This window comes from Curtobacterium sp. C1, assembly GCF_021049325.1.
In the GTDB taxonomy this organism is placed as follows: Bacteria; Actinomycetota; Actinomycetes; order Actinomycetales; family Microbacteriaceae; genus Curtobacterium; species Curtobacterium citreum.
The window spans coordinates 3,090,410-3,116,934 of sequence record NZ_CP088076.1 but is presented as its reverse complement, the minus strand read 5'-3'; the positions used below and the strand labels follow the sequence as shown (position 1 = coordinate 3,116,934).

The following is a 26,525-nucleotide window of genomic DNA, read 5'->3' as shown; positions in this document are numbered from 1 at the left end:
CTCGAACCCACGACCCTCGGATTAAAACTAGCCCGCTATCAGGAGTAGCCGCACTCTTCCGATGGTTGCGGGACCTTAGCCGGGACGGCTGCATCACGTATCGATGGCTTCTGTTCCAGACCTAGGTATGTTCGGGGATAGTTCGGGACCGATATACGTCGCCTACGCCGACTCGCCTGCCTGGAAGTCCTGCTCCGCGGCCTCCACCTCTGACTGCCTGTTGTGAAGAGCAGTCAGCGCCTGCTGGGTGAGGTGCCGCACGCCTGCCAACAGCAAGGTTCCATCAGAGTCGACTTGGCCCTCGTCCGCGATTGACGACGGGACAGCGAGTTGCAGCATGACGTTGAGCAGGTCGCAGGCCAGCTCGGCCGGGAGGCCTAGGCCGAGGTTCGTCGGGCCCGCGGCGAACATCTGTTCATCACCGCGCGTGACAAGTCCGTGGCTCCAACCCTCGGAGTCGGCGTGGACGTGGGAGCTGGACAACCGGTAGATGACTTCGAGCCGAGGAGTGACGAGCTTCGACAGCTTTGTGAAACTCACTCGTTCTCGAGCCTTGAAGATCGGTTGCGCCCATCCGTATGGCTCCGCGAACTTTGGACCGAACTCGGCGAGCAGTTCGTCGTGCGCCGTACTCAGCAACCCCATCGTCGATTCGTCGAACGGGTCGTCTTCGAGGATGCCGCTCGCAGAGATCTGAACCGCCGAGTCCCGATTGAACACTTCGTGGTGCCGGGCATAACGCTCGATCAACTCCGGGTGCTCTCCGTCCGGGTGTCCGTGGATTGCAAGTACGGCGGCTGTGACGGCGAGTTCCTGCAACGTCCGAGCGCGAGCCGTCGCCCCACCCGGGAAGCCCCCTTCCAGGAGCCAGGTGATCTCGCTGAATGTTGTGAGGGCGCGAGCCATGAATCCCCGTATGACCCAGTGGTAGTCGGCGAGCGCGTCGATGTCGGCCCGGTCCTCGTTGTCCGCTTCCATCCGGCCAATGACCTTGTCCATTGCCTCGGATCCCCAGTCGGCCGCTTCGATCGCCGAGATGTACACCCTGAAGAGACCTGTGAACGCATCGTCATGAGTCAGCTTGAGACGTTGCCGGAAGGCATCCGTCTCGCCGCGCACGTCATGGGCGTCCTCCGCCCAAAGCCGGTCGAGTGCGGCCTTGTACCGCGCTAGTTCGACGGGATCGATGTCGCCGTCAGTGCTTCCGAACTTCAGCTCGATGTCGGACACGTCTTCTCTCCCCAAGTCTGCCGCTAGCCGTTCCTCGATGATGTCTACGCCCCGTCCTCGTCGAACTCCGCGACTTGGTGCAACCACTCGAAGCACGCTTGCATCCCTCGGCCACGACTAGCGGAAGCGAGAGCCAGAGTTGGTCGACCTCCTCAGTATCGCCTTGTGTCCTCCAAACGACGCGTCCCAGAGGGACCCAGAGTCGAGGGAGACTCCCGTTTTCGCTCCATCGGTGCCAAGATGACTACGTGCCGACTTTCACTGCCGAAGACCTGCCCATCGCTGTCGCTGAGTTGCTGAAACTCAACCATTTCCAGGTTGAGGGACCTGTGAAGGTGAACGGGGCGGAGATCGACCTCGTCGCGACGCCATTGGGAGATCCGTTCGCGGCGAAGATGTACATTGAGGTAACTCTCGAATACGTAGACAACGAGAAGTACGGCAAGGACCTCACCAAGCTTTCTATGGTGCGCGAGATGGACGCTAGTTCGCGGTGCCTGATCGTGAGTGCGAAGGGCTTCACGATCAATGTGAAGGAGCGCGCTGCTGCTACACGAATCATGACCATGACCTACGACGAGCTCTTCGCGCGATTCGAGCGCTTTGAGCCCTACGTCGAGCAATTCACTGGCAGCGGGAATCTGGCAAAAGATCTGCAAGAATTGACTCGTGTTTATCAGCCGCCTAGATTCAGTGACGCGCACGGGAGTCAGGAGGCGCTGCCCTGGCTCGACGCATGGCTAGAGCGTGACAACAAAGATGAATCGTGGCTCATCGTCGTCGGCGAGTATGGCACGGGAAAAACCGCGCTGACACGCGTGCTTCAGGAGCGCTGGCTCAAGGCATATAAGCAGAATCCGCTGCAGCCCATTCCTCTTCGAATCGAATTGGGCAACTTCACTCGACAGTTCGACGCGCAAGGGCTGCTGCACCACTTCCTCGATCACAATGGACTGTCTCATGTGCCGGTGGACTTCTTATGGTCGCTGATTCGCAGTGGGCGAGTGATCCTACTGCTGGACGGCTATGATGAAATGGCGCAGTACCTCAACCAGAGGGAAAGACGTGAATGTCTCCGAACGCTCGCGGAATTGACGAGCGGTGGAGCGCGTGGGCTTCTAACAAGTCGACCAAACTACTTCTCGGAGGCGGAGGAATTCGCCCTCTTCGATCATCTTTATCGAACCCTCGAACTGCGCTCTGGTTATCTCTTGCAGGAAGCCGAGGAACTCAAGGCGCAAGAGGCGGAGATCGACGGTTTCATCGAGCGAAACCTTCTCGAACGCTATGAGCGGTCGCTGCAAGATCTGTCGCCCGAACAGACCGAGGTTCTCGTCCGCAGCATCTTGAACTCACAAGCCGACGTGGCAGACACTGTGGTTGCAATCCTTCGCCGTGTGTTCCGCGCAACTGAGGAGGGTAGTGAAATCGCGTTGTCCGGCAAGCCAGTGATCATCAGTTACCTTGTTGAGGTTGCGGCGAACCTGGTGGATGTATCGGTGGAGCGTCTCACTGAATGGGATATCTACACGCTGGTGTTGGACAAGCTCGCATTGCGCGACCTGAACCAGGCGGGACTCGTGAGTGTCGAGGACAGGCGGCGTTTCCTCCAATCGCTGGCTGTGTGGCTGACTCGGACGGGGAACCGCTTCTGTAGCGAAAGCGATTTTCGGGGGCTGGTCGAGAAGTTCTTCTCGAGTCATCTCAAGCGCGTCCAGCAGGGTCAACGCGAGAGCGAGATTGAGTCGCTCTTCGAGGACCTACGTCGCTCGGGTAGCTTGAGTCGCGACCCTCTAGCCAACAAGGGGTGGAAGTTCTCGCACAACTCCTTGCGAGAGTTTCTAGTCGCAGAAGCCCTTATCGAGGATTTGACGTCGAAGCGTGCGTTGATCACGGCGATCCCAGTTTCCGACGCCATGCGGACTTTCGTCACTTCCCGGGGACGGGCTACCCTGGAAGAACTGCTGGCGATGCTGACCGCCGCGTGGTCGGCTCGAGACGGGGGTCAGCAGCCGGGTGCCTACCTGTCCGTTCTTTACCAGGGTATCGACAGGCTCCTGCGGCCAGCCGACGACCCGGCCTGGCACCCACTGAGGGCCGTTGCGGGGCCGCGGCCAGACCTGGCTGGCGTGCAACTCAATTTCTTGGTCATCTCCGACGAAAGTCGTCCGGCTCAAGTCCAAGGTGTCAACTTCTCACACTCTGATCTCTCAACGGTGTCGCTTGACTATGCCAATCTAGACGGGGCGAAGTTCGATGGTGCGATCCTTGACGGTGTCTCCTTCCGGTCTGCAGTGCTTGACGGAGCTTCGTTCAAGGATGCGCTCCTTGCGGATGTGTCTTTTTCAGGCACTTCCTTGCGGGGGGCTGATTTCACCGAAGTCGACGACTCACTTTCCGTGCTCGTCGGAGATCTTCGTGCCGACTCGCCGCGTGTCCGCCTGTCGGGCGAAGCAGCGTTGGGCTACCTCAACTTCAACGGGGCGCTCACTAAAGCCATTGATCCGATCCTGGTCTGGTCGCATCACGCCACCTTCGGAATCGTGTCAAAAATTGTCGCCAAATTCATGGAAACTCCACAACGCCAGCGTCGAGGGCTAGTCCAGCGAGGAGTAGCATCACAAAACCCGCAGTTTGCAGCCCGTTTTGTCTCTATGCTCGAGGCTCAAGGTTGGATCCGCACGCCTGGAGGGCGACCGGAAATCGTCGAACTGACATCGACGGGGCGCACTGCTCTCGGGCCTCTGGCCAGCGGCTCTGCGCTGCATCCCCGCATCGAGGAGTTCCTTGTCGAGGAGCTTCGGTGATTTCTCGTCATGGCGATGACCGGCCGACCGATGGTCGATCAACTGAGTTCGACGCTGCGGTCGTACTTCATGCAACTGCCGTTCGGTAGGAGTTGCGCAGTTAGCTATTCGTCGGGCTTTCGTCGCATGAACCCGCCCCGATGGTTGTATCGCTGTCCGGGAGGGGGGGGGGGGGCTCGGGGGCTTCGGCCGTACAGCTGCGGCCTTCCCCTCGGATCTCCCAGACCCGCGCGCACCTCGAGCTGCAGCACGAAGCGATCGTGACAGCGCGCTCCCGGGGGGGGCTCCCGACGATCGCTCCGAGGACGAAACGCTCGAGACGGAGCGAGGGCACGACCCCCCTCCTTTAGCTAGGGGTCGTGCCCTCATTGGTCCTTCGACCGACTGGCGAAGGGTGGTGTGCTGAGTAATCAGGCGGCCCAGCCGGGAGCTGACCTCAGCGCGGTGTGTTCCGGGTCCTGCGATGGGCAGATGCCCCCGCGAATCCCTTCGACAGGCGAGGTGCATCCTGCCGCACGGCACTCAGGGTGCGAAGGGATGGACCTCGTCGGTTAGGTCGTGACTGGTTGGGAAGTGAAGGGTGCCTCTCCCTGCTTTAAGTGCCCCCTCTCATCCCGGCCTGTCCTGTCCAGTCCTGTTCGTCGAACGATTCGTCGATCGAATCGTCGTCGGAGTCGGCGGCCAGGGACACGAGCTCTCGGGAAGGCCTCTGAGGGAGCCCCCGCTTCGCCCGGTTCTGCTTGTTCACGGCTTGCTGCCGGATCACGGCTTCGCGGGACCTCTGGTAGCGAGCATGGTGGCGGATCAGGTAGAAGCCTCCGTCTTCGGACCACCATCCGTGCTCGACGAGTTCGGCTGCGGCCTCAGGGTTCTTGCCAAACCGTCGAACTTCTGCCTTGGGGATGCGAAGGTCAAGCAGCTTGCGGTTGGACCAAACGAGCCCTTCGAGGTGGAGACGGAACGCGGCGTCGGACAGGTTCCACGTGTCGTCAGTGAAGTCGTCTGACAGCTTGGTCCAGGTCACTCGGCCCCGCCTCGTCGACGGTTCACCCGGGGCCTCAAGGCGACGGTCACGGCCACTCCGTCGACTGGGGGCGTTCGGCGAGCGCCGCCGCCTCGAAAAGGCGGACAGCGAGGCGCCGGGCCGCGTCCGGCTCCATCAGCACGACGCTGCCGGAGCAGAGGATGTCGACGCACCGCGCTTCCGGGCGAGCCAGGGCGCGAGCGGTCGGCTTGCGATCGCTGTCGTTCGAGAAGTGCTGAGCGATAGGCTGGTAGTAGTTCACGAGATCTCCGAAAGTGGTGTTGTGATCGTCGCCCCTGAGGTCCTGGCCGACCTCGGGGGCATTGTCTGTGTGTGGGGCCGCTACGCGACGGCCGAGAGGCCGTCGAGCCACGCGAGGACGTCGGCCTTGCGGTAGCGGACCGCGCCGCCGAGCTTGGTCACCTGAGGCCCTTGCCCCTCGACCTTCCAGCGCGCCAACGTCTGGATCGAGATCCCCGTGAACTGCGACAGTTCGGAGCGATGACCTCGACCTTGCTCCCGACGGGACGACCCTGTTGAAGCCGTATGAAGCCGCCAAGTGGTTCTCAGGTGCTCTCCCTGCCGTGGCCCGCGAGTTCGCCGACGAGCACCAGGACCTCGCTGACGACTACTACGACGTCGCCGACGTGGTGGCCTTGACCGATGAGATCGCGCGCGACATCGCAGCGTTCGGGGGGTCCCACGCTCAACTCGTTCTCGCTATCCGTGACGGTGCTGACAGCACTGCCAAGCGGCTGGAGGAAGCGGAGGCGCGGTTGAAGGAGCTTGCGAACCTCCGAGATCACTTCAGACTGCACTACCCGCAGGCGTCGATGCCAGCTCTGCCCGCCGCTCTGGAGTTCATCGACGAGCCGCGTCGCAACTGGAAGGCGCTCCCGATCGAGGGCTTGACCACGGATGACGACGTTGAGGAGGCCCGCAAGTCTCTGCCCGGCTATCGCATGCTTCGCGGCGAGGAGGCACCAAATGGCAAGGCCTAGGACCCCGATCGGCGCACACGGCGTCGTTCACACCCAGCGCGTGGGCACCGCTTGGCGTGCGCGCACGCTCTACCGATTCCAGGACGGGAAGCGACGTCAGGTCGAGCGGACCGGTTCGACCGCGGCGAAGGCGACTGCGGCCCTCAAGCGCGCGCTTGTCGAAATCGAGACACCGATGTCCTAAGGGGTCACGCGGGCCACTTCGCTCTCGGCTCTCGCTGCGTTGTACCTCGACCTGAAGGTTGAGGCAGGACTGAAGCCCCGCTCCGTCGAGACCTACCGGCACAACATCAGGAAGATCATCCTGCCCATGATCGGTGATCTCACGGTGGGAGAGCTCACCACCCTGAGGACCCAGCGCTTCCTGACACAGGTGGCGAAAGTCAATGGACCTGGCTCAGCGAAGGGGTGCCGTTCTGCGCTCTCGGGGATGATGGCGCTCGCCGTCTCCAGCGACGCCTTGCCCTACAACCCTGTCGCAGGGGTGGAGCGCATCCAGAAGGGGCCGTCACGTGCCGCAGAGGCTCTGCCTGCGGACCGCATCTCCGAGTTCCGGGCCGCAATCCGCGGTGACGCTGAGATGCGACGTCTCGACCTCGTCGACCTGTGGGAGTTCATGCTGCACACCGGCAGTCGGATCGGCGAGGCGACGGCACTGACATGGGATCGAGTCGACCTCGACGCGAGCAAGGTCGCCCTTGGTCCGAACGTTGTACGCATCATCGGTGAGGGCCTCCGCATCCAGGGGCAGGGCAAGTCCATGGCGTCGATGCGGACCATCTCGATGTCCGAAGGGCTGACCCAGATGCTCCGGGCGCGACGATCGACCGTCATCGAGACCCCGGAGGGACTCGTGTTCCCCTCCGTGCTCGGCAAGTTGCGCGACCCGTCGAACACGGAGGCAGACTGGCGCGCGAACCGAGACAGATTGGGCTTCCCTGGCTTCAAATCACACGGCTTCCGCAAGACCGTGGCCACGGTGCTCGACCAGGCTGGGCTGAGCGCCCGCGAGATCGCCGAGTTCCTCGGGCACGAGAACCCGAGCCTCACGCAGGACGTCTACATGAGCCGCACCGCCGGTACGGTTAGGGCGGCAGCTGCCCTCGACTCACTGCTCGCACGGGCTACTGCGGCGTGATTGTTCGGGGAAAGTTCGGGATGCGGTGCGACTGACACCTTCAATCCCTGCAACTGTGGGCCCCGTGGGGCTCGAACCCACGACCCTCGGATTAAAAGTCCGGTGCTCTACCGACTGAGCTAGAGGCCCTCACCCGCAAGGCTAGCGCGTGAGGAACCCCTGCTCCGGAACGGACGGGGGACGGGTCAGCTGCGTCGACCGGTCAGGGTGCGCAGCAGCCACAGGACCAGCGCGACGACGAACAGGACGATGCCCACCCAGAGCAGGAACTTCAGGCTCGCGGCGAAGCCACCGACGAACAGCAGGATGACCGCGATCACGGCCAGGATGACGAGCAGGGCGTTCATGGATGGTCCTCTTTCCGACGTCCGACCAGGGGTACCTCCCCGCCGGAGCAAGGTACGCCGATCGACCCGGTTGCGTTCAGGGCGAACGGCACTCGTGGGCGTCACCGGCCGCGCCTACACTCTGCGGGTGCCTCGCGATCACCACCGTCCCGTCCACTTCACCGACCAGGAGTTCGCCGCGATCCAGGGCGGTGACGACCCGGCCGTCGTGAACCGCGTCGCGCACGAGACCGCGAACGCGCTGCTGCACCGTGTGCGGCAGGACCCGGACCCGGCGGTCGTCGAACGCCTCGTGACCTACACGGACGTGCACGGCATCGACGCGATCGCCGAGCTGTGGGCACGGGTGGGCGCACACACCCTGCCGGGGGCGCTCTGGCGGATCTACCTGGTCCGCACCGTGATCCGGCAGAACCCCGAGGAGATCGCCTACTTCTTCCAGCGCGGTGCGGAGCGGATCGGCACGATCGACCAGGCCGTCGCGGGTGCCGAGCAGCCGACGGGCCCGGCGGAGATCCTGACCCTGGCGGACCGGATCCTGCACGGCCTGTACACGGGGGACCTCGCGGTCGCGCTCGATCGCGGTGCCGCGTTCTGCCGGCTGACGGCGGCCGGGGCGACCTCGGTGGCGGACGACGCCGACCTGACCGCCGGCGACCGTGCGAGCGAGCTGACCCGGCGGGCGCTCCGCCTGACGGAGCTCGCGGCCGACCTGACCGAGGCGGCGGCGCTCTGGCGTCGCGACAGCCTCGACTGACAGCCGGCGGCACACCGACACGAGTCGCGGCACACGGCGGCGGACGCGGCACACGGCGCCGGAACGGCTCCGGACAGCAGAAGACCGGGCCGCAGAAGCGCCTCTCGGCGCGAGGCCGCTCGAAGCGGCGAATTTTGGAGCCCGGGGCTTGCTGCGGCCCGGCGACACCGAGTCTACGAGAACCGTCCTGAGCACGTGGCCGTGTTCACTCTCGACGGACACGACCACCACCCGGGCGTGCCCTGGACACCGGCACGGGCGAAGCGTGCGCCGGAGCGACGGCACAGCGTCCGAGCGCTCCTCGAACTCCGGGCAATCCGCTCGGAGGAGCGCGCCGAACAGAGGGTGTGACGCTCCTCGCGGACGTCACGGCGGGGTCCGTGCGACCCGGTCCGGTACCCGCCGGTCAATTCCCTGCGGGCCGTGCGGCCCCGCTCACGAGCACGACCCGCCGCGAGGACCCCGACCAGACGACGACCCGCTCCCACAACGGTCCCTGTGAAGCACCGGCACCGCGGGTCACGAACGCACCGAGAGGAGGCGAAACCTGCAATGCTTGCCCTCGTGGAACGCGACACGGAAGCCTGGAGCTCGGCCGAGCCCGCTCCCGCCTCGCCCGACGACCTGCTCGCCCGCGTCGCCGGCGGCGACCAGGCCGCCTTCTCCGACCTGTACGACGCCCTCTCCGGACGCGTCCTCGGCCTCGTGACCCGGCTCCTCCGGGACCGCGCGCAGTCGGAAGAGGTCACACAAGAGGTCTTCCTCGAGGTGTGGCAGCAGGCGACACGCTTCGACCGGTCGCGGGGCACGGCGGCCAGCTGGGTCCTCACCATGGCGCACCGCCGGGCGGTCGACCGGGTCCGCGCCTCGCAGTCCTCGCACGACCGGGACACCAAGATCGGCATCCGCGACCTCGAGTCCGGGTACGACCAGGTGTCCGAATCGGTCGAGATCCGCATCGAGCACGAGCGGGTCAGCCGGGCGCTCGGCAAGCTCACCGAGTTCCAGCGCCAGGCGGTGCAGCTCGCGTACTACGGCGGCTACTCGCACAGCGAGATGGCCGAACGGCTCGGTGTCCCGATCGGCACCGTCAAGACCCGTCTCCGTGACGGGATGATCCGACTCCGAGACGAGATGGGGGTGACGTCATGACCGAACACCACGACGACCCTGCCCTGCTCACCGGGTCGCACGCACTCGACGCCCTGTCGGACGAGGAGCGCGCGCTGCTCGACCACGCCCTCACCACCTCGCCGGCGCTGCAGGCCGAGACCGACTCGCTGCGCGAGACCGCGCTGCAGCTCGCGTACGCCGTCGAGCCGATCGAGCCGCCCGCGTCGCTCAAGGCCTCACTGATGTCCCAGATCGCGCGGACGCCGCAGGCAGACGCCGCTGCTCCGGCAGACGGTGCCGACAGCGCGGCGGTCACCGCCGACGCACCGGTGGACGACCGGGAGGCACGACCCACCCCCGTCACGTCGGTGGACTCCGACTCGTCCGACGCCACGGACACCCGGTTCGCAGGGGGCCGCGCCGCCGCCACGGCTCGCCGACGCTGGTTCCAGCGTCCGGCCGCCGCCCTCGGTGCCGCGGCTGCCGTCGCGGTCGTGTTCCTCGGTGTCGGCCTGGGCATCGGCGGTGTCGTCGGCACGGGTGAGCAGCCCGGCCCGGGCACCACGCAGGCGTCCGGCACGCTCGACTCGATCTACGCCGCGTCGGACTTCCAGCGGACCACCGCGAAGATGCCCGGCGGCGGATCGGCCACGGTCGTCTGGTCGCACGAGGTCGGCAAGTCGGCCGTCATCCTCGACGGCGTCCAGGAGGCGCCGGCCGGCAAGACCTACGAGCTCTGGTACATCGGCTCCGAGGGCACGAAGGTCGTCCCGGCTGGTCTGCTCGACGGTGCCCGTGACGGTGTCCACACCGCCGTCCTCGACGGCAAGCTGAGCAAGGGTGACTCGATCGGCATGACCGTCGAGCCGGCCGGAGGTTCCGACCAGCCGACCTCCGCGCCGGTCATGGCCGTGCCGACCACCCAGGCGTAGCGACCTCGCAGGTCCGACGACCTCGCACGACGGAACCCCGGGACCACGTCCCGGGGTTCCGTCGTTCCCGGCGCGACCGTTGCCAGCGCAACCGAGGAGGCCCGGTGCGCGTCCGTGGCGGACGTGCACCGGGCCTCCAGGCCGTGTGTCAGGTGGGGGTCACCCGAAGCGACCCGAGACGTAGTCCTCGGTCGCCTGCACCGACGGGTTCGAGAAGATCGTCGCGGTGTCGTTGTACTCGATGAGCTTGCCGGGCGCGCCCGTGCCCGCGATGTTGAAGAACGCGGTCTTGTCGCTGACGCGCGACGCCTGCTGCATGTTGTGCGTCACGATCACGATCGTGAAGTCCTTCTTGAGTTCCTCGATGAGGTCCTCGATCGCGAGCGTCGAGATCGGGTCGAGGGCCGAGCACGGCTCGTCCATCAGGAGCACGTCGGGCTGCACCGCGATCGCACGGGCGATGCAGAGGCGCTGCTGCTGCCCACCGGACAGGCCCATGCCGGGCTTCTCGAGGCGGTCCTTGACCTCGTTCCACAGGTTCGCGCCCTGCAGGGAACGCTCGACGACCTCGTCGCCCTCCGACTTCGAGATGCGCTTGTTGTTGAGCTTCACGCCGGCCAGGACGTTGTCGCGGATCGACATCGTCGGGAACGGGTTCGGGCGCTGGAACACCATGCCGACCTGGCGGCGGACGAGCACGGGGTCGACCCCGGCGCCGTAGAGGTCGTCGCCGTCGACCTTGACCGAGCCCTCGACGTACGCGCCGGGGATGACCTCGTGCATGCGGTTGAGCGTGCGGAGGAAGGTGGACTTGCCGCAGCCGGACGGACCGATGAACGCGGTCACGGTGCGGGGCTCGATCGTCATGTCGACGCCCTCGACCGCCTTGAACTTCGAGTAGTAGACGTTGAGGCCGTCGACCTCGATGCGCTTGGACACGTGGTTTCCTTCGGGGTGGGTGGTCGTTGCCGCGTCGCTGCCGGGTCGGGCTAGCGGGGGAGCTTGGGAGCGAAGAGGCGGGTGATGAAGCGGGCCAGCAGGTTGAGCACCATCACGATCAGGATGAGCAGCAGCGCCGCGGTCCATGCCCGGTCGACGAACGGCACCGGGTTGGCGCCCTGCTGCGAGTACTGCGTGTACGCGAACACCGGCAGCGTCATCATCGGGTCGCGGAACAGGTCGTAGTTCATGCTCGCGGTGAACCCGGCGGTGACGAGCAGCGGGGCCGTCTCGCCGATGACGCGGGCGATCGAGAGCATGATGCCCGTCGTGATACCGGCGAGGCTCGTGGGGAGCACGACCTTGAGGATCGTCAGGTACTTCGGGACGCCGAGCGCGTACGAGGCCTCGCGGAGCTCCATCGGGACGATCTTCAGGACCTCCTCCGTGGAGCGCACGACGATCGGGATCATCAGGACGCTCAGCGCGACCGAGCCGACGAGACCGAAGCGGGCGCCGGGGCCGAGGAACAGCGCGAACAGCGAGTAGGCGAACAGACCGGCGACGATGGACGGGATGCCCGTCATGACGTCCACGAAGAACGTGATGCCGCGGGCGAGGGCGCCCTTGCCGTACTCGACCAGGTAGATCGACGTGAGCAGACCGATCGGGACCGAGATGAGCGCCGCGAACAGCGTGATCTCGAGCGTGCCGACCAGGGCGTGGACGGCGCCGCCGCCCTCGGAGATCACGCCGCGCATCGAGTACGAGAAGAACTGCGCGTCGAAGCGTGCCAGGCCGTCCGCCAGGACCGTCCAGAGCAGCGACACGAGCGGCAGCACCGCGATCACGAAGGCTGTGACGACGAGCGAGGTGATGAGGCGGTCGACGGCCTGTCGGCCACCCTCGACGATGCGGGAGACGACGACGATGAGCACGTCGAACAGGACCGTGCCGAGGAACAGCGCCGCGACGACGTTGAAGTCCTTGACGGCGCCGCCGGCGTTGAGGAGCGCGAAGACCAGGATCAGGGCGACCCAGGAGCCGACGAGCAGGAGCCACGGGACCGACTTGTGCAGCTTGCCGTTGGCGTAGACGTTGCCGGCCATGCCGGACTGACGGAGGGCGAGGGACATCGGGCGTGACCTCTCAGGAGACCCGCTTGCGCACGATGTAGCGCGCCAGCATGTTGATGACCAGGGTGATGACGAAGAGGATCAGGCCGGACGCGATGAGCGCGTTCAGGGCCGTGCCCGAGGCCTCGGCGAACTGCAGCGCGATGTTCGCGGCGATCGTCGAGGGGTTCAGCGAGGTCAGCATCTGGAAGGTGACGTTCGTCGAGACGGAGAGCACGAGGGCGATCGCCATGGTCTCGCCGAGGGCGCGGCCGAGGCCGAGCATGATCGCCGAGACGATGCCGGACTTCGCGAACGGCAGCACCGACAGGCGGATCATCTCCCAGCGCGTGGCGCCGAGGGCCAGGGCGGCCTCCTCGTTGAGGCGCGGTGCCTGCAGGAAGATCTCACGCATCACGGCGGTCATGATCGGGATCGCCATCACGGCGAGCACGATCGAGGCGGTCAGGATCGTGCGGCCGGTGCCGGACACCTGGCCGGAGAACAGCGGGAACCAGCCGAGGTACTCGTTGAGGAACGCGTAGAAGGGCTTCACGAACGGCGCCAGCACCACGATGCCCCACAGGCCGTAGACGACCGACGGGACCGCGGCGAGCAGGTCGATGACGTAGCCGAGGACCGGCGCGACCCGACGCGGCGCGTAGTGCGAGATGAAGAGGGCGATCCCGAGCGCGAGCGGCACGGAGATCACGAGCGCGATGAGCGCGGACCAGACGGTGCCGAAGACGAGCGGACCGACGTAGTCCCAGAAGCTCGTCGCGTTGTTCGGCAGCTGGCCGACCTTGGCGCTGAAGGCGGGGATGCTCTGCCAGACCAGGAAGGCGGCGACGAGCACGAGAACGAAGAGGATCAGGCTGCCCGCGATGACGGAGGCGGCGGAGAAGACCCGGTCGCCGACGCGGACGACGGCCTTCGGCTTGGGGGAGACGGTGGCCCCTGGCTGGGCCGGTGCGGTCGTCATGGGACTCCTGTCGGAGGATCACCCGGGATCGGGGGAGCGGGGAGGTGGGGAGGTGCTGCCGTGACGGGCGAGTGCCCGGACGCCGATCGAGGTGGGTGGGATCGGCGTCCGGGCGCTCAGGGAGTGCTACTTGATGGTGGCGACGGCCTTCGCGGCCTTCTCCGCCAGGTCGGACGAGAGGGCGGCCGACTTGGCCTCCTTCGCGGCCGCGTCCTGCGCGTCCTTCGAGACGACGTAGTCCAGGTAGCCCTTCACGAGCTTGCCGGTGTCGGCGTCCTTGTACTCCTGGCAGGCGATCGCGTAGGAGACGAGGACCAGCGGCCACGCACCCTCGGCGGTGTCCTTGCGGTTGATGTTGATCGCGAGGTCGTTCTCCGAGCGGCCCGACACCGTGTCGGAGTCGGCGACGACCTTCGCAGCACCCTCGGCCGAGATCTCGGTGGCCGTCGAGCCGACCATGAGCTTGGCCTTGTCGAGGTCACCCGCGCCCGAGTCGTCGATGTAGGTGATCGCGTTCGAGGCGCTCGCCATGGCCGAGGCCACACCCGAGGTGCCCTTCGCGCTGTCGCCGACCTGGTAGGGGAAGGTCTGGCTGGGGGCCTCGGTCCAGACGTCCGACGCGTTCGCGGAGACGTACTCCGAGAAGTTCTGCGTGGTGCCGGAGTCGTCCGAGCGGTGGATCACGGTGATGTTCGCGTCCGGCAGGTCGACGCCCTTGTTCAGGTCGGCGATCTCGGAGGCGTTCCACTTGGTGATCTTGCCGGAGAAGATGCCCGCGATGGTCTTCGCGTCGAGCGTCAGCTCCTTGACGCCCTCGACCTTGTAGGCGATGGCGATCGGGGAGATGTAGACCGGGATGTCGATGGCCTTCGAGTCCGCGGCGCACTTGGCGAACGAGCCCGAGAGCTCCTCGTCCTTCAGCGCGGCGTCGGAGCCGGCGAAGTCGGCGGCACCCGAGATGAAGTTCTTGCGGCCGGCGCCGGAGCCGTCCGGCGAGTAGTTCACCGTGACGCCGGAGGCGACGTTCTGGAAGCCGGCGGCCCAGGTGGCCTCGGCGGTCTGCTGTGCCGACGAGCCCGAGCCGGTCAGCGTGCCCTTGAGCGACGAGTAGTCCGTGCCGGAGCTCGACGTAGCGGAGGCTCCAGCGCCCGCGCCGCCTTCGTTCGAGGCGCAGGAGGACAGCGCGACGGCGCCGACGACCGCGATCGCCGCGACCGTGCCGATTCGCTTGATGTTCACAGGGGTCCCTTCGGGAATGTCAGTGCAGGTTGGGACCGCTGCTGGTCCCGGGGGCCGGTGCTGACCCGGGAGCGACTGTAGGGACGCGAGGTGACGGGGATCACGACCGCTGGTGAACGGGAGGTGAACGAGGGGTTGTGTCCGACGGGGCGCCGTGCGGCGCTCGCGCGTCGGGTGCAGGATCGGGGTCGGCGTGCGTGGGGTGGACGCATGCGCATGCATCGGCCTGGAGGCGCGGGGTGCGGCCGCCACGGGCGTCGCGTGGGTGGGTGGTCGGCGCTGGTCGCTGCGCCGACTCGTCGTCAGGCCGGGACGGTGTTGCGGTGCGTCTCGACGGCCACGAGTCGGTCGCCCGCGATGTGCATCACGGCGAAGTCGCCGACCGACAGCATCGCGGCACGGCGGAGGTCGAACCGACGGTCCTCGCCCGCGGTCGACGCGGCGATGCGCGCGATGATGTCCGGCAGGACGGGGCCGTGCGAGCAGAGCACGGTCGACTTCGCCTTCTCGAGGCGTCGACGCACCACGCCCTTGACGTCCGCGGCGCCGCGGTCGTGGGCGTCCTGGCTGATGTCCGGGGTCGCCGAGACGCCCACCTTCGTGCGGGCGGACAGCGGCTCCACGGTCGCGAGGCACCGGGCAGCCGTGCTGCTGACGATCTTCTTCGGCCCGAACGCCGCGACGGGTGCCGCGGCGGCCCGCGCCTGGTTCCGGCCGACGGGCAGCAGCGGTCGGGTGGCGTCGGGGCCGTCCCAGTCCGAACCCGGGACGGTCTTGGCGTGCCGGAGGGCGATGAGGGCGAACGTCCGGTGTTCGCCGGCCGCCACGCGGTCGGCGAAGCGGTCGAGGATAGCGACGTCGCGTTCGTAGGTCAGCCGCGAGCGGGCCTGGTCGATCGTGACCCACTCGATCGCCGCGACCTCGTCGTTCGGACGGAACGTGCCGGCGCGGTCGTACTCCTTGCCGGAGACCCGGGCCGACCAGTAGTGCACGACCTTGTCGCGACCGCTCGGCAGGACGTACTCCGCGGTGCCCAGGGGAGCGCCGAGGTGCACGCGGTAGCCGGTCTCCTCCTCGATCTCGCGGACTGCCGTCGTCGGGACGCTCTCACCCGGGTCGACCTTGCCCTTGGCGAAGGAGACGTCGTGGTGGTGGTCGCGGTGCACGAGCAGCACGAGCGGGACGCCCCGGTGCTCACGCCAGACGACCGCGCCCGCCGCGACGACGGGCCCCGTGGGGCCGCCGCTCACCGAGCCGAGCGCTTCCGGGCCGAGATCTTCCGCATGAGGACATTCTGCACGTCGTCGAGTGGGCGGCCGTCCGGGTCGGTGGAGTGCCGCGTCCACTCGCCGTCGGACTCGAGGTGCCACGAGCTCGTCGTCTCGGCCATCGCCAGGTCGAACATCTCCTGCACCTCGGCCACGTGCGCCGGGTCGGACAGGCGCACCAGGGCCTCGACGCGGCGGTCGAGGTTGCGGTGCATCATGTCGGCCGAGCCGATGAAGACCACCGGGTCGCCGTCGTTGTGGAACGCGAACGCCCGCGAGTGCTCGAGGTACCGCCCCACGACGCTCCGGACGCGGATCGTCTCGCTGACGCCCTCGATCCCGGGCTTGAGCGAGCAGATGCCGCGGACCCAGACGTCGATCGGGACACCGGCCTGGCTGGCGAGGTAGAGCGCGTCGATGACCTGCTCGTCGACCATCGAGTTGACCTTGATCCGGATGCCGGAGGGCTTGCCGGCCGCGGCGTTGTCGGCCTCGGCCTGGATCCGCTTCACCAGGCCCTTCCGCAGGTGCAGCGGCGCGACGAGGAGCCGCTTGAACTTCTTCTCGATCGCGTAGCCCGACAGCTCGTTGAACAGACGCGTGAGGTCCTTGCCGACGGTGTCGTCCGCGGTGAACAGACCCATGTCCTCGTAGATGCGCGAGGTCTTCGGGTTGTAGTTGCCCGTCCCGATGTGGCTGTAGTGGCGGAGCGTGCCGCCCTCCTGCCGGATCACGAGCACGAGCTTCGAGTGCGTCTTGAGCCCGACCAGGCCGTACACGACGTGCACGCCGGCCTTCTCGAGCTTCCGCGCCCAGCCGATGTTGTTCTGCTCGTCGAACCGCGCCTTGATCTCGACGAGGGCGAGGACCTGCTTGCCCGCGGCGGCCGCGTCGATCAGGGCCTCGACGATGGGGCTGTCGCCGGACGTGCGGTAGAGCGTCTGCTTGATGGCGAGGACGTTCGGGTCCGCCGCGGCCTGCTCCAGGAACGCCTGCACGCTCGTGGCGAAGGACTCGTACGGGTGGTGCACGAGCACGTCGCGGGAGCCGATCGCGCGGAACAGGTCGGGCTTGGTGTTCGGTTCGCCTGGCTGGAACTGCACCGGGGTCGTCGGCACGTGCTTGGGGTAGTGCAGGTCCGGCCGGCTGATCTTCGCGATCTCGAACAGGCCGCCGAGGTCGAGCGGCGACGGCAGTCGGTAGACCTCTTGCTCGGTGATGTCGAGCTCGCGCACGAGCAGGTCGAGGGTCACCGGGTCCATGTCCTCGGTGATCTCGAGACGGATGGGCGGACCGAAGCGGCGGCGGAGGAGCTCGCGCTCGAGTGCCTGGATGAGGTTCTCGGCCTCGTCCTCCTCGATCTCGACGTCCTCGTTCCGCGTCACGCGGAAGACGTGGTGCTCGAGGACCTCCATCCCCGGGAACAGATCGTCGAGGTGGTTCGCGATGAGGTCTTCGAGGGGGATGAACCGCATCCGCCCGCTGCCGTCGTCGGGCAGGGCGATGAAGCGCGAGAAGTTCTGCGGGACCTTGAGGCGCGCGAACTCTTGCCGCTGCGACTTCGGGTTGCGCACGCGCACCGCGAGGTTGAGCGACAGCCCGGAGATGTAGGGGAAGGGGTGCGCCGGGTCGACCGCGAGCGGCATGAGCACCGGGAAGATCTGCTCGTTGAAGTACTCGCGCATGCGGAGCCGATCGGCCTCGTCGAGGTCGGACCAGTGCTCGACGTGGATGCCCGCGGCGTCCAGGTCCGGCTTGAGCGAGTTGATGAACGCGTCGGCGTGCCGGTCCTGCAGCTCGTGCGCCTTCTTGGCGATGTCGCGCAGGACGTCGCTCGGCGCACGACCGACGTTCGTCGGCACCGCGATGCCGGTGTCGATGCGACGCTTCAGGCCGGCGACCCGGACCATGAAGAACTCGTCGAGGTTGGACGCGAAGATCGCCAGGAAGTTCGCCCGTTCGAGCAGGGGCTGCGTCCGGTCCTCGCCCAGCTCGAGCACGCGCTGGTTGAACCGGAGCCAGCTGAGCTCGCGATCGAAGTAGCGGTCCGACGGCAGCGACTCGTGCTCGATCTCGACGACCTCGTCGAAGTCGTCGAGGTCGGGAGCGACGGAGTCGCCGTCGAGCTGCGGTTCGGTGTCCATGTCGCCATCCTGCCACCCGGGGTCTCCGCGGGGGAGCGGGGCGGTGGACGCTGGGGAAACCGGGCGTGAACGACGGCCCTGTGGAGGAGTGTCGGGAACGCTCCAAAGAGTGAGCATCGCTCGACCCCCGAACGGGGGGAGGAAACGTCACGAAATACGAACGGTGACATTGTCGGGTGTTCGTGGGTATGGTGGGCCGCGTCAGAGCCTCCGGGGGGATTCCACTGCGCGGGGGTGCAGCTACGAAACGAAAGAGGTTCACCATGTCGCGTGTGCTCTCCACCGAGCAGGCCAAGTCCGCCATCCGCCAGATCCAGTCGATCGTGAACGGCGGGTTCACCGACCAGATCTCGCAGCTCGACGCCCAGGGCCGCATCCTGTCGGACTCGAACGTCTGGGACGGCCCGCTCGCCTCGACGTTCCGCGGTTCGACCTGGCCCGAGACGAAGGCGGCGCTGGACAAGGCCAAGACGGAGCTCGAGCAGCTCCGCACCCAGCTCGACAAGATCTCGCAGGACATCTTCACCGCGGGCGGCGGCGCGTAGCCACCACTCGACGCCCGGTCCGCCACCTCGGCGGACCGGGCGTCCGCGGTCCGGGGTGGGCCGCGGACGGAGCTCGACCTGCTCCACCAGCACAGCACGACCAGCACGATCACCATCGGGGGACGGATCATGGGCGACCTGCACGGCAACGAACCGGTCGAGTTCGACAACGGCACGGCCGACGCGCTGAGCCAGGCGCTGAACGGTGCGGCGGAGTCGATCGAGGGGCAGGCCGGCAGCCGCCAGGCGTACGTCAGCACCGCCTCCCAAGAGTTCCGCGGCCACTTCTCCGAGCTCTTCGCCGCGAACGCCCAGACCGCCAGGAGCGACGGCTCCGCCATCGCCGCGAACCTGCGCACCGTGGCCGGCTGGGTGGGCCAGATGAAGGCCGCCGCGGAGCGCGAGAACGCCCGACGCAAGACGGCCCGCGACTGGTACGAGCACCACGAGAACCGCTGGGTCGGCGAGGTCGTCGCGGACTGGGTCACCGGCAACGACCAGCCGCCGGAGGTCCACCACGAGGACCCGCCCCGGTTCGCCGACGCGACCGGCCCCGCGACCCCGCGGCAGACCCCGGCGCCCGGCTCCGGTGGCGGTGGCGGTGGTGGCACGTCCTCCGCCCGACCAGCCGACCTCCGCTCGTTCGCCGACGGGAGCCGGGGACTCGACCAGGCCCTCGAGGGCAAGCCCGCGATGCTCCGCGGCAAGCTCGCCGACTTCGCGGACCGCTGCTCCTGGGGGCGGATCGACGCCACCGGGCTCGTCACCGCGTTCGACCAGTGGTTGCAGGCGAACAGCCAGGACGTGACGTGGGCCACCACGATCGCCGACGCCTTCGCCGCTGCCGGTGGCGAAGGCGCGGTGTCGAGCGTCGCGGACTCGGCGCTCGCCGCAGCACTGCAGGCGGCTGGCGTCTCGGCGACCCGGTCGGACGTGCAGTTCGACCCGCCCTCCGCCTACGGCGCCCAGCCGACCACCGGCTACTCGATGGACCCCGTGAACACGACGACCGGCAACTTCGTCGAACCGGAGACCGACCTCGGCTTCACCGGCGCGAGCGCTTCGCTCGCCCTCACCCGCATGTACAACTCGCTCGACGAGCACGTCGGGCTGTTCGGCCCCGGTTGGGCCTCGGTCCTCGAGACCCGACTCGAACTCGACGACGAGGGGGCGTCCTTCGTCGGCGCGGACGGGCGGCAGATCCGGTTCCCGCGGGCATCGGACGGCTGGGAGCGCGGCGTCGGTGAGAACCGGTGGCTCGCGGTCGAGGGCGACCGGCTCGTGGTCCGCGACAACCGTGGCGGGCGCATCGACTTCACGCCGTCCGGCCTCTGGCTGGGCGAGCGCTGCGGTCCCGGGACCGGTGTCCTGGTCGAGCGCGACGCCGACGGGCTCATCAGCCGACTCGTCCACGACCGCGGACGGTCGATCGACGTCGAGTACCTGGCTGGCCGGGTCGCCGTGGTGCGGAGCTCCGACGGGCGCCGGGTCGAGTACTCGTACGACGACCGTGGGCGACTCGTCGCGGTCACCGACTCTGTGGGCACACGCCGCTACGGGTGGGACGACCACGACCTCGTCCTGACCGTCACGAGTGCCGCCGGGGTCGTCGAGGTCGACAACACCTACGACGAGCGCCGCCGCGTCGTCGAGCAGGTGAGCCCGCACGGTCGCGCCGTCCGCTTCGCCTACCTGCCCGGCCGGGTGACCGTCGTCTCCGACCACGACGGCTCGCGGTCGAACTCCTACATCGCGGACACCAGGGGCCGGCTCGTCGGCGTGCTCGACTCCGACGACCACCGGCAGTCGATGAGCTACGACCGGCACGGGAACCTCGTCTCCGTCACCGAGCGGGACGGGTCGGTCACCGTCCACGCCTACGACGAGCGTGGGCGTCGGACCCGGACGGTCACCCCGACCGGCGGCGACCTCACCTACGGACACGACGACCAGGACCGGACCACGACCGTCGTCGCCGAGTCCGGCGGCGTCGTCACGTACGAGTACCGCGGCGACGACCGGGACCCGTCCGTCATCACGGACCCCGTCGGGGGCCGCACCGAGCTGACCTGGTCGGACGGTGTGCTGACGCGGGTGGTCGACCCGACCGGCGTGGTCCTCGTCCTCGAGCACGACGAGCACGGCGAACTCGTCGCCACCACGAACGCCCTCGGCGACACGGCCCGCATCGACCGCGACGCCGCCGGGCGTCCGACCGTGGCGACCAGCCCGTCGGGGGCCCGCACCGAGTACCGCCACGACGCCGCCGGACTGCTGGTCGAGCGCCGTGACCCGGACGGCGCGGTCTGGCGCTTCGAGCACGCGACCGGTGGACGCATCTCGGCGGTCACCGATCCCCTCGGCGGGCGCACCGCGTTCGAGTACGGCCCCGACGGCGAGCTCCACGCGACCACGGACCCGCTCGGTCGCCGGGTCGTCCGCACCTTCGACGACCAGGGCAACCTGGCGACCCTCGCCCTGCCGGGTGACGCGGTCTGGACGTTCGCGCACGACGCGTTGTCGCGCCTCCAGGCCGTCACCGATCCGACGGGAGCGACCTGGAGGCGCGAGTACGACGCGAACGGCGTCCTGACCGCGACCGTCGACCCGACGGGCGTCCGTCAGGACGTGAGCCGGGACCCCGCCGCCGGTGTCGCCAAGCTGCAGGACGCGTTCTCGACGACGACCGTGCGCTTCGACGCGTTCGGGCGCCCCGTCGAGTCGACCAGTCCGGACGCCGGATCCGAACTCGTCACCTACGACGCGGCCGGACGCCCGGTGGAGCTCGTCGACGGAGAGGGCGGGCTGACGCGGATCGAGCGCGACCTCGCCGGCCGCGTCACCGCGGTCGTCGCGCCGTCCGGCGCGCGCACGACGTACGAGTACGACGCCTGCGGGCGCCCGTCGGCCGCCGTGGACGCCACCGGTGCGCGCACCACGCTGACCTACGACGCCGACTCCCGGGTCGTCGCGCGGACACTCCCCACCGGCGAGGTCGCTCGGACCGCGTACGACCCGGTGGGGCGCGTGGTCGAGCAGACGACACCCGGAGCGGGGACGAGCCGGTTCCGTTGGGACACGGCCGGGAGGCTCGTCTCGGCCCACGACGCACGCTTCGGTCGGCGCCGGTTCCGCTACGACGCCGCGGGTCAGGTCACCGAGGTGGTCGACGGGCTCGGCGGGGTCACCCACCACGAGTACGACGAGCGCGGTCGGGTCATCGCGACGACCGACCCGGCCGGAGGCGTCACCCGGCGCGAGTACGACGAGGCCGACCGCCTCGTCGCGGTCACCGATCCGCTCGGCCGGCGCACCAGCGTCCGTCGTGACGCCGCGGGCCGGCGGGTCGAGCAGACCGACCCGGACGGGCGGACGACCGCCTGGACGTACGATGCAGCGGGACACGAGCACCAGGTGCTGGTCGACGGTCAGCTGCAGACCGAGGTCGACCGTGACCCGGTCGCCCGCACCGTCGTGGTCACTGACCACACGCGAGGCGCTGGTCGCACCGTCGACCACGAGCTCGAGTACGACCGGCGCGGGCTCCTCGTCCGCCGCAGTCGCGGTGGGGCCGCGATCCGGTGGGAGTACGACGCCGACGGGCACCGGGTCGCCCGTGTCGACCCGTCCGGCCGCCGGACCACATGGGTCCGCGACGCGGTCGGTCGGACGACCGCGCTCGAGCGCGACGGGCTCGGAGCCGCGACCTTCCGACACGACGCCGCGGGTCGGATCGTCGAGGCGGTCACCGGTGAGCTCGTGCAGTCGTGGTCGTACGACCGCGGCGTGCTCGTCGCCCACACCGCGACCTCGCCCGAGGGCGTCACGACGACCCGCACCGAGCGGGACGCCGACGGCCGCATCACCGCCGTCGACGGCCCGGACGGGCGGGTGGAGCACCGGTACGACGCCGCGGGCCAGCTCGTCGCCGCCGGTGACGCACGCTGGGAGTACGAGGCCGGCCGACTGGTCCGCCAGGTGGTCGACGGGGTCGAGACGCGCTTCTCGTACGACCTTGCCGGCGAGCTCGTCGCCTCCGAACAGGACGGTGCCCGCACCGAGTACCGCTACGACGAACTCGGTCGACGCATCCGGCGGACCGACCCCGACGGCTCGACGGTGGAGTACGCGTGGTCCGACCTCGGGACGCTCGCCGCGGTCGTCGAGCGCGACCCCACCTACGCCGAGACCGGTCGGGTAGACGTCTGGACGGACGGCCTCGGCGAGCTGGCCGACGTCGGCGGTGCCGAGGCGTGGTGGGACTCCGCGGCGAGCGTGCCGGGGATCGTCTCGCTCGGCGGCACGAGCGTCCTGGACATGCCGGGCGGGGTCGTCGCCATCGACGATGCCTGGACGACCGTGGGGTGGCGCAGCGCGCGGGCCACCGCTGCCGACGACCCGTGGGCGGTGCTCGCAGCGGTCGGCGGGTCGGGGCTCCCCGCAGGCGTCGGGCTCACCGCGGACGGCGGCGTGTCCATCGCTGGACTCGAGTGGCTCGGAGCGCGGGTGTACGACCCCGTGGCGCGGGGCTTCCTGTCGACCGACCCGCTCGCGCCCGTGCTCGGGGCAGCGTGGGCGGCGAACCCGTACTCCTACGTCGGGAACGACCCCGTGCACGCGGTGGACCCGCTCGGGCTGCGGCCGGCGACGGATGCGGACCTGCAGGCGTACCGGGATGCGAACCAGGGTGCGCTCGCGAACCTGCGGGACTGGGCTGACGAGCACTCCGAGGTCATCTCGAACATCGCCATCGGCGTCGGAGTGGTACTCGCCGTGGGCGCGATGTTCACTCCGCTCGGGCCGGTCGTCGCACTGGCCGTGGCTGCTGGCTCGGGAGCAGCGCTCGCGGGCGGCCTGTCGATCAAGAAGAACCGCGGCGACGACGGGCGCGTCGACTGGGGCAAGGTCGGCCTCGACACGCTGATCGGCGGAGCAGCAGGTGCCGCAGGCGGAGGCGCCGCGATCGGCCTCGCGAAGGCGGCCCCAGCCGCTTCAGTCGCATTCGGGTCGGGAGCACGCGGGGTTGCTTCGCAGGTGTTCTCTTCGGCTGGCCGGGGCGCCATCGCCTCCGGCACTTCGGGCGCGGTCAACAACATCGGCGACTACGCGGTGAACGACGAGATCCGCGACAAGAACCTGCTCGGATTCGCCACAGCTGGCGCGACAGGCTTCGGGACCGGCGCAGCATCGAGCCTCGCGGTGGGTCGGGCCGCAGGGCCTCTTGCCGAGGGGCTCGGCGTCACCTCGCCGCTCGGCAAGGAGACTGTCGGCAACCTCGTGTCGATGGGCGTCGGCGGGATCAGCGCCACCGTCAACGAGGCAATTCGCCCAGGTGGCGACACGTCGATCGAGAACCTGGTCCAGACCTTCGGTACGGGCGCGGCGCAAGGTGGGGACGGTCCCACAGTCGGTGTTCATCGGAGATGGTGAGCGCAAGGAGGTACGTTCCGAACATGGCCGATGGGAAACCAGTCGTGACGCGAAGGAAACGAGTAGTCGCGATCGCCATCCTGTTGCTCGTCATCGTCATCCCGGCCCTGTTGTTCTTCGTCATCCCGCTCGGTATGAAGGTCTACGACGACGGTCATCGGATGTCGGTCTCTTGTGGGATCCGAAGCGCAACCACCGGTTCGGAGTCGAGCGGGTCCCTCAAGGGCGGCGGAGCGTCGGGGTCACAGGTGGTCGTCGTGACCGATCAATGCGGCAAGATCCTGCTGCAGGACGGAGTCAATCGGTTCAACGCTGACAGGATCGCTGGAGAGCTCTCCGGTGCTGATCGCGTTCGGTTCACTGTCGGCGCCGCGTCGTACGACATGCGCGCGGTGACCGCTGTGTTCGGGGTGTCGCCGACTGCGTACGCCTACGAGGTCGAACCACGCGGGTGAGTCCGCCGGACAGGGACATCCCATCAGCTCTCGGTCGACGTGGAGTCGCGTCAGCGGGGAGCCGAAGGTCCGGATGTCGTCCCTGCGGGCGGCGCGCACAGAGGGTGAGGAACCATGCCCAGCAACACGGCCGCGACGAAGAGCAGCGCTGCCAAGAAGACGCCAGGTCAGATTGCGCGGGACCGGCTGATCGCAGTCCTCATCCTTCTCGGCGTGGTCGGGGTGCCGGTGCTGGTATTCGGCTTCGGTCCGACCATCCTCGGTACATACGATGATGGGCACTCGATCGACGTGACGTGCCGTGTCGACTCCGCTGTCGGTGAAATCTCATCCTCGCGCTCGACGAAGGGCGCTGGTGGAGCGGAGGTGCAGGTCGCATTCAAGACCTCCTGTGGGAATCTGCTGTACCAGGACGGCGTCACGCGCGCGAACATGACCCGCATCGCGGGGGAAGTCGTAGCGGGCGAACGCTACCGCTTCTCGGTCGGTGGCGGCTCGTTCGAACTACGTGGATTCCTGAAGTTCTTCAAGATTACTCCCGTCGTTGGTTCCTTTTTCCGAGCGTGAGGTGAACCTTGAAGTGAACTGGAAGCAGGTCGGGGTGGACGCATCAATAGTCAGCGGAGTCAGCGGAGTCAGCGGAGTCGGCGTCATCGCGGCGGCGGGCCTGTCCGAGCTCGCTTCCCTCGACGGGAGAGCTGCAAATTCTGTTGTCCGGCGAATTTGTCCGACGGTCTTCTTGTCAACAGGAAGAGCTGCCTCGGCATCGGTGGCTTCCGGCGCAAAGACCGGTGCCGTCGACTACGGCATGAACTCCGATGGGTAGCCGAATGCCATTGATGGCCATGTTCAGTCCGTGGCCCAGGGATTCGGGACTGGCGTGCGATTGCGTGTGATCGAGAGCAAGGGCACAGGAGCACCGTCAAGAGGATCGATGCGCGCAAGAAGGATCATCTTCGGATCCTGGTTGCTAGGGGCAGCCCTCGTCATCTTGGTGATTCTCGTGGCTCCGATCAGTCTGAAGGCCTACGATTCTTCACACCCGATCACGGTGCATTGCCTGGTGCGTTCGGCGATATCGGGTGATGGTTCGTCTCGATCGGTCCGAGGGGTAGGGGCTACATACAATCAAGTGCGCATCGACTCCCCTGATTGCGGAACGCTGTTCATCCGAAGACACGTGACCTCGGGCAATGCGCCGAAGATTGCAGAGAAATTTCAATCCGGGCGCGAATACGAGTTCGTCGTTGGTGCGGCATCTTATCGTTTCAGAGATCAGCTTCGGATGATCAATCAGTCCATTGAAGTTCAGCCCCATGACTGAGCCCGGACACGTCCTACGTCACGACGTCCCATTGATCGAAGATGAGCAGGTACGGCTAGCGGTGCTCGCCTCGGAAAGAGCCCTGGTGCACGGCGCGGTCGCTGATCGTGAGGTCCCGCTCCAGGACGGAGTCAATCGGTTCAACGCTGACAGGATCGCTGAAGAGCTCTCCGCTGCTGATCGCGTTCGGTTCACCATTGGCGGCGTGTCGTACGACATGCGCGCGCTGACCGCAGTGTTCGGGGAGTCGCCGACTGCGTACGCCTACGAGGTCGAGCCGTGAGGGTGATCCTGCCGGGCAAGGAGGTCTCATCGGCCCTCGGCCGTCACGGACTCTTCGATGTGGTCGTCCGACGGCTCATGACCGGCGGGTGCGAAACAGTCACGAACCCGCAGAAGAACGGACGTGGAGGATGACCCCGCGTACCCCGCGACCCCGGCCCTTGTTCCTCGATGTCCTCGCGGCTCTTGTCTGTCTCGCGATCGCGTGGTGGCGGACCTCGAGCCTGAAACACCAGCCGATGCCGTTCGGACTGGTCTTGGCGTCCTCGGCGGCGGCCCTGTACAGCGTGGGGATCGGCTGGTGGGCGCGGAGCGGTCGACGACGGTCGTTCTCCGTCGTGGGACTGCTGGTGGTCGTCGTCGTGTTCGTGCTGCTCGTGGGTGCGCCGCCGCGACTCGCTGGCACGCGGTGGGCTTGGCTGCTCACCTCGTTCGCAGGGGTCATCATCGGGT

22 protein-coding genes and 1 tRNA gene are annotated in these 26,525 nt (G+C 67.7%); 12 read left to right on the top strand and 11 right to left on the bottom strand.

Annotated features, from left to right (window positions below; genetic code table 11):
* Positions 1-162 precede the first annotated feature (162 nt).
* Complete coding sequence (locus LQK89_RS14925; RefSeq protein WP_231049569.1) at positions 163-1,230, bottom strand: DUF5677 domain-containing protein; 1,068 nt, start codon at positions 1,228-1,230, stop codon at positions 163-165.
* Between the two features lie 248 nt (positions 1,231-1,478).
* On the opposite strand from LQK89_RS14925, the gene LQK89_RS14920 reads away from it, so the two are divergent.
* Positions 1,479-4,037: an NACHT domain-containing protein gene (locus LQK89_RS14920; protein WP_231049568.1), complete on the top strand. Its 2,559-nt coding sequence runs from the start codon at positions 1,479-1,481 to the stop codon at positions 4,035-4,037.
* Between the two features lie 595 nt (positions 4,038-4,632).
* Here LQK89_RS14920 and LQK89_RS14915 read toward each other — a convergent pair.
* Positions 4,633-5,061, bottom strand: a complete 429-nt coding sequence (locus LQK89_RS14915) for a hypothetical protein (RefSeq protein WP_231049567.1) — start codon at positions 5,059-5,061, stop codon at positions 4,633-4,635.
* Between the two features lie 46 nt (positions 5,062-5,107).
* Positions 5,108-5,323 carry a hypothetical protein gene (locus LQK89_RS14910; RefSeq protein WP_231049566.1) on the bottom strand — a complete coding sequence of 72 codons (216 nt, stop codon included), beginning with the start codon at positions 5,321-5,323 and terminating at the stop codon, positions 5,108-5,110.
* 322 nt (positions 5,324-5,645) lie between these two features.
* On the opposite strand from LQK89_RS14910, the gene LQK89_RS14905 reads away from it, so the two are divergent.
* Complete coding sequence (locus LQK89_RS14905) at positions 5,646-6,062, top strand: hypothetical protein (RefSeq protein WP_231049565.1); 417 nt, start codon at positions 5,646-5,648, stop codon at positions 6,060-6,062.
* Positions 6,063-6,285: 223 nt separating this feature from the next.
* The gene (locus tag LQK89_RS14900) at positions 6,286-7,200 is read left to right on the top strand and encodes a site-specific integrase (RefSeq protein WP_231049564.1); all 915 of its coding nucleotides are present in this window, start codon (positions 6,286-6,288) and stop codon (positions 7,198-7,200) included.
* Positions 7,201-7,256: 56 nt separating this feature from the next.
* On the opposite strand, the gene LQK89_RS14895 is transcribed toward LQK89_RS14900, so the two are convergent.
* Positions 7,257-7,329 (bottom strand) — tRNA-Lys (locus tag LQK89_RS14895).
* A 56-nt stretch (positions 7,330-7,385) separates the two neighbouring features.
* A complete protein-coding gene (locus tag LQK89_RS14890) occupies positions 7,386-7,547 on the bottom strand; it encodes a hypothetical protein (protein WP_174777420.1) in 162 nt (53 codons plus the stop codon).
* Between the two features lie 127 nt (positions 7,548-7,674).
* On the opposite strand from LQK89_RS14890, the gene LQK89_RS14885 reads away from it, so the two are divergent.
* The 3 genes from LQK89_RS14885 to LQK89_RS14875 all read left to right on the top strand — a co-directional run bounded on the left by LQK89_RS14885 (position 7,675) and on the right by LQK89_RS14875 (position 10,349).
* Positions 7,675-8,304 carry a hypothetical protein gene (locus tag LQK89_RS14885; RefSeq protein ID WP_058740977.1) on the top strand — a complete coding sequence of 210 codons (630 nt, stop codon included), beginning with the start codon at positions 7,675-7,677 and terminating at the stop codon, positions 8,302-8,304.
* Positions 8,305-8,856: 552 nt separating this feature from the next.
* Positions 8,857-9,456 carry an ECF RNA polymerase sigma factor SigK gene (gene sigK / locus LQK89_RS14880; RefSeq protein ID WP_058740969.1) on the top strand — a complete coding sequence of 200 codons (600 nt, stop codon included), beginning with the start codon at positions 8,857-8,859 and terminating at the stop codon, positions 9,454-9,456.
* Positions 9,453-10,349 (top strand): anti-sigma factor, encoded by an 897-nt coding sequence (locus tag LQK89_RS14875; RefSeq protein WP_231049563.1) that lies wholly within the window; start codon positions 9,453-9,455, stop codon positions 10,347-10,349. Before sigK ends, LQK89_RS14875 begins: the two co-directional genes overlap by 4 nt.
* A 159-nt stretch (positions 10,350-10,508) precedes the next feature.
* Here the strand turns inward: LQK89_RS14875 and pstB are convergent, their stop codons facing one another.
* The 6 genes from pstB to LQK89_RS14845 all read right to left on the bottom strand — a co-directional run bounded on the left by pstB (position 10,509) and on the right by LQK89_RS14845 (position 18,036).
* The gene (gene pstB, locus LQK89_RS14870; protein ID WP_144804007.1) at positions 10,509-11,288 is read right to left on the bottom strand and encodes a phosphate ABC transporter ATP-binding protein PstB; all 780 of its coding nucleotides are present in this window, start codon (positions 11,286-11,288) and stop codon (positions 10,509-10,511) included.
* A gap of 50 nt (positions 11,289-11,338) precedes the next feature.
* On the bottom strand, positions 11,339-12,424 hold the full coding sequence (gene pstA, locus LQK89_RS14865; RefSeq protein WP_058740966.1) for a phosphate ABC transporter permease PstA: 1,086 nt from the start codon (positions 12,422-12,424) through the stop codon (positions 11,339-11,341).
* 13 nt (positions 12,425-12,437) lie between these two features.
* Positions 12,438-13,385, bottom strand: a complete 948-nt coding sequence (gene pstC, locus LQK89_RS14860) for a phosphate ABC transporter permease subunit PstC (RefSeq protein ID WP_058740965.1) — start codon at positions 13,383-13,385, stop codon at positions 12,438-12,440.
* A gap of 126 nt (positions 13,386-13,511) precedes the next feature.
* Complete coding sequence (locus LQK89_RS14855) at positions 13,512-14,624, bottom strand: phosphate ABC transporter substrate-binding protein PstS (RefSeq protein WP_058740964.1); 1,113 nt, start codon at positions 14,622-14,624, stop codon at positions 13,512-13,514.
* A 302-nt stretch (positions 14,625-14,926) separates the two neighbouring features.
* Positions 14,927-15,874 carry an NUDIX hydrolase gene (locus tag LQK89_RS14850; protein ID WP_174777423.1) on the bottom strand — a complete coding sequence of 316 codons (948 nt, stop codon included), beginning with the start codon at positions 15,872-15,874 and terminating at the stop codon, positions 14,927-14,929.
* A complete protein-coding gene (locus LQK89_RS14845; protein ID WP_058740962.1) occupies positions 15,871-18,036 on the bottom strand; it encodes an RNA degradosome polyphosphate kinase in 2,166 nt (721 codons plus the stop codon). Before LQK89_RS14845 ends, LQK89_RS14850 begins: the two co-directional genes overlap by 4 nt.
* A 263-nt stretch (positions 18,037-18,299) precedes the next feature.
* Between LQK89_RS14845 and LQK89_RS14840 the strand changes: the two genes are divergently transcribed.
* From LQK89_RS14840 to LQK89_RS14815, 6 genes are all read left to right on the top strand, one after another.
* Complete coding sequence (locus LQK89_RS14840) at positions 18,300-18,581, top strand: hypothetical protein (RefSeq protein WP_058740961.1); 282 nt, start codon at positions 18,300-18,302, stop codon at positions 18,579-18,581.
* Between the two features lie 129 nt (positions 18,582-18,710).
* Positions 18,711-24,011, top strand: coding sequence for a DUF6531 domain-containing protein (locus tag LQK89_RS14835; RefSeq protein WP_231049562.1), 5,301 nt, complete (start codon positions 18,711-18,713; stop codon positions 24,009-24,011).
* 23 nt (positions 24,012-24,034) lie between these two features.
* On the top strand, positions 24,035-24,466 hold the full coding sequence (locus LQK89_RS14830) for a hypothetical protein (RefSeq protein ID WP_144804009.1): 432 nt from the start codon (positions 24,035-24,037) through the stop codon (positions 24,464-24,466).
* A gap of 114 nt (positions 24,467-24,580) precedes the next feature.
* Positions 24,581-25,033: a hypothetical protein gene (locus LQK89_RS14825; RefSeq protein ID WP_231049561.1), complete on the top strand. Its 453-nt coding sequence runs from the start codon at positions 24,581-24,583 to the stop codon at positions 25,031-25,033.
* A 325-nt stretch (positions 25,034-25,358) separates the two neighbouring features.
* Positions 25,359-25,790: a hypothetical protein gene (locus LQK89_RS14820; RefSeq protein WP_231049560.1), complete on the top strand. Its 432-nt coding sequence runs from the start codon at positions 25,359-25,361 to the stop codon at positions 25,788-25,790.
* A complete protein-coding gene (locus tag LQK89_RS14815) occupies positions 25,783-26,073 on the top strand; it encodes a hypothetical protein (RefSeq protein WP_231049559.1) in 291 nt (96 codons plus the stop codon). The genes LQK89_RS14820 and LQK89_RS14815 overlap by 8 nt, the downstream gene beginning before the upstream one ends.
* Positions 26,074-26,525: the final 452 nt, after the last annotated feature.

What these genes read in the sequence shown, in the direction of transcription:
- pstC (WP_058740965.1), bottom strand. Translation starts at nt 13,385, where the DNA reads ATGACGACCGCACCGGCCCAGCCAGGGGCCACCGTCTCCCCCAAGCCG.
- LQK89_RS14835 (WP_231049562.1), top strand. Translation starts at nt 18,711, where the DNA reads ATGGGCGACCTGCACGGCAACGAACCGGTCGAGTTCGACAACGGCACG.
- LQK89_RS14825 (WP_231049561.1), top strand. Translation starts at nt 24,581, where the DNA reads ATGCCCAGCAACACGGCCGCGACGAAGAGCAGCGCTGCCAAGAAGACG.
- LQK89_RS14845 (WP_058740962.1), bottom strand. Translation starts at nt 18,036, where the DNA reads ATGGACACCGAACCGCAGCTCGACGGCGACTCCGTCGCTCCCGACCTC.
- LQK89_RS14890 (WP_174777420.1), bottom strand. Translation starts at nt 7,547, where the DNA reads ATGAACGCCCTGCTCGTCATCCTGGCCGTGATCGCGGTCATCCTGCTG.
- LQK89_RS14815 (WP_231049559.1), top strand. Translation starts at nt 25,783, where the DNA reads ATGACTGAGCCCGGACACGTCCTACGTCACGACGTCCCATTGATCGAA.
- LQK89_RS14840 (WP_058740961.1), top strand. Translation starts at nt 18,300, where the DNA reads ATGTCGCGTGTGCTCTCCACCGAGCAGGCCAAGTCCGCCATCCGCCAG.
- pstA (WP_058740966.1), bottom strand. Translation starts at nt 12,424, where the DNA reads ATGTCCCTCGCCCTCCGTCAGTCCGGCATGGCCGGCAACGTCTACGCC.
- sigK (WP_058740969.1), top strand. Translation starts at nt 8,857, where the DNA reads ATGCTTGCCCTCGTGGAACGCGACACGGAAGCCTGGAGCTCGGCCGAG.
- LQK89_RS14875 (WP_231049563.1), top strand. Translation starts at nt 9,453, where the DNA reads ATGACCGAACACCACGACGACCCTGCCCTGCTCACCGGGTCGCACGCA.
- LQK89_RS14830 (WP_144804009.1), top strand. Translation starts at nt 24,035, where the DNA reads ATGGCCGATGGGAAACCAGTCGTGACGCGAAGGAAACGAGTAGTCGCG.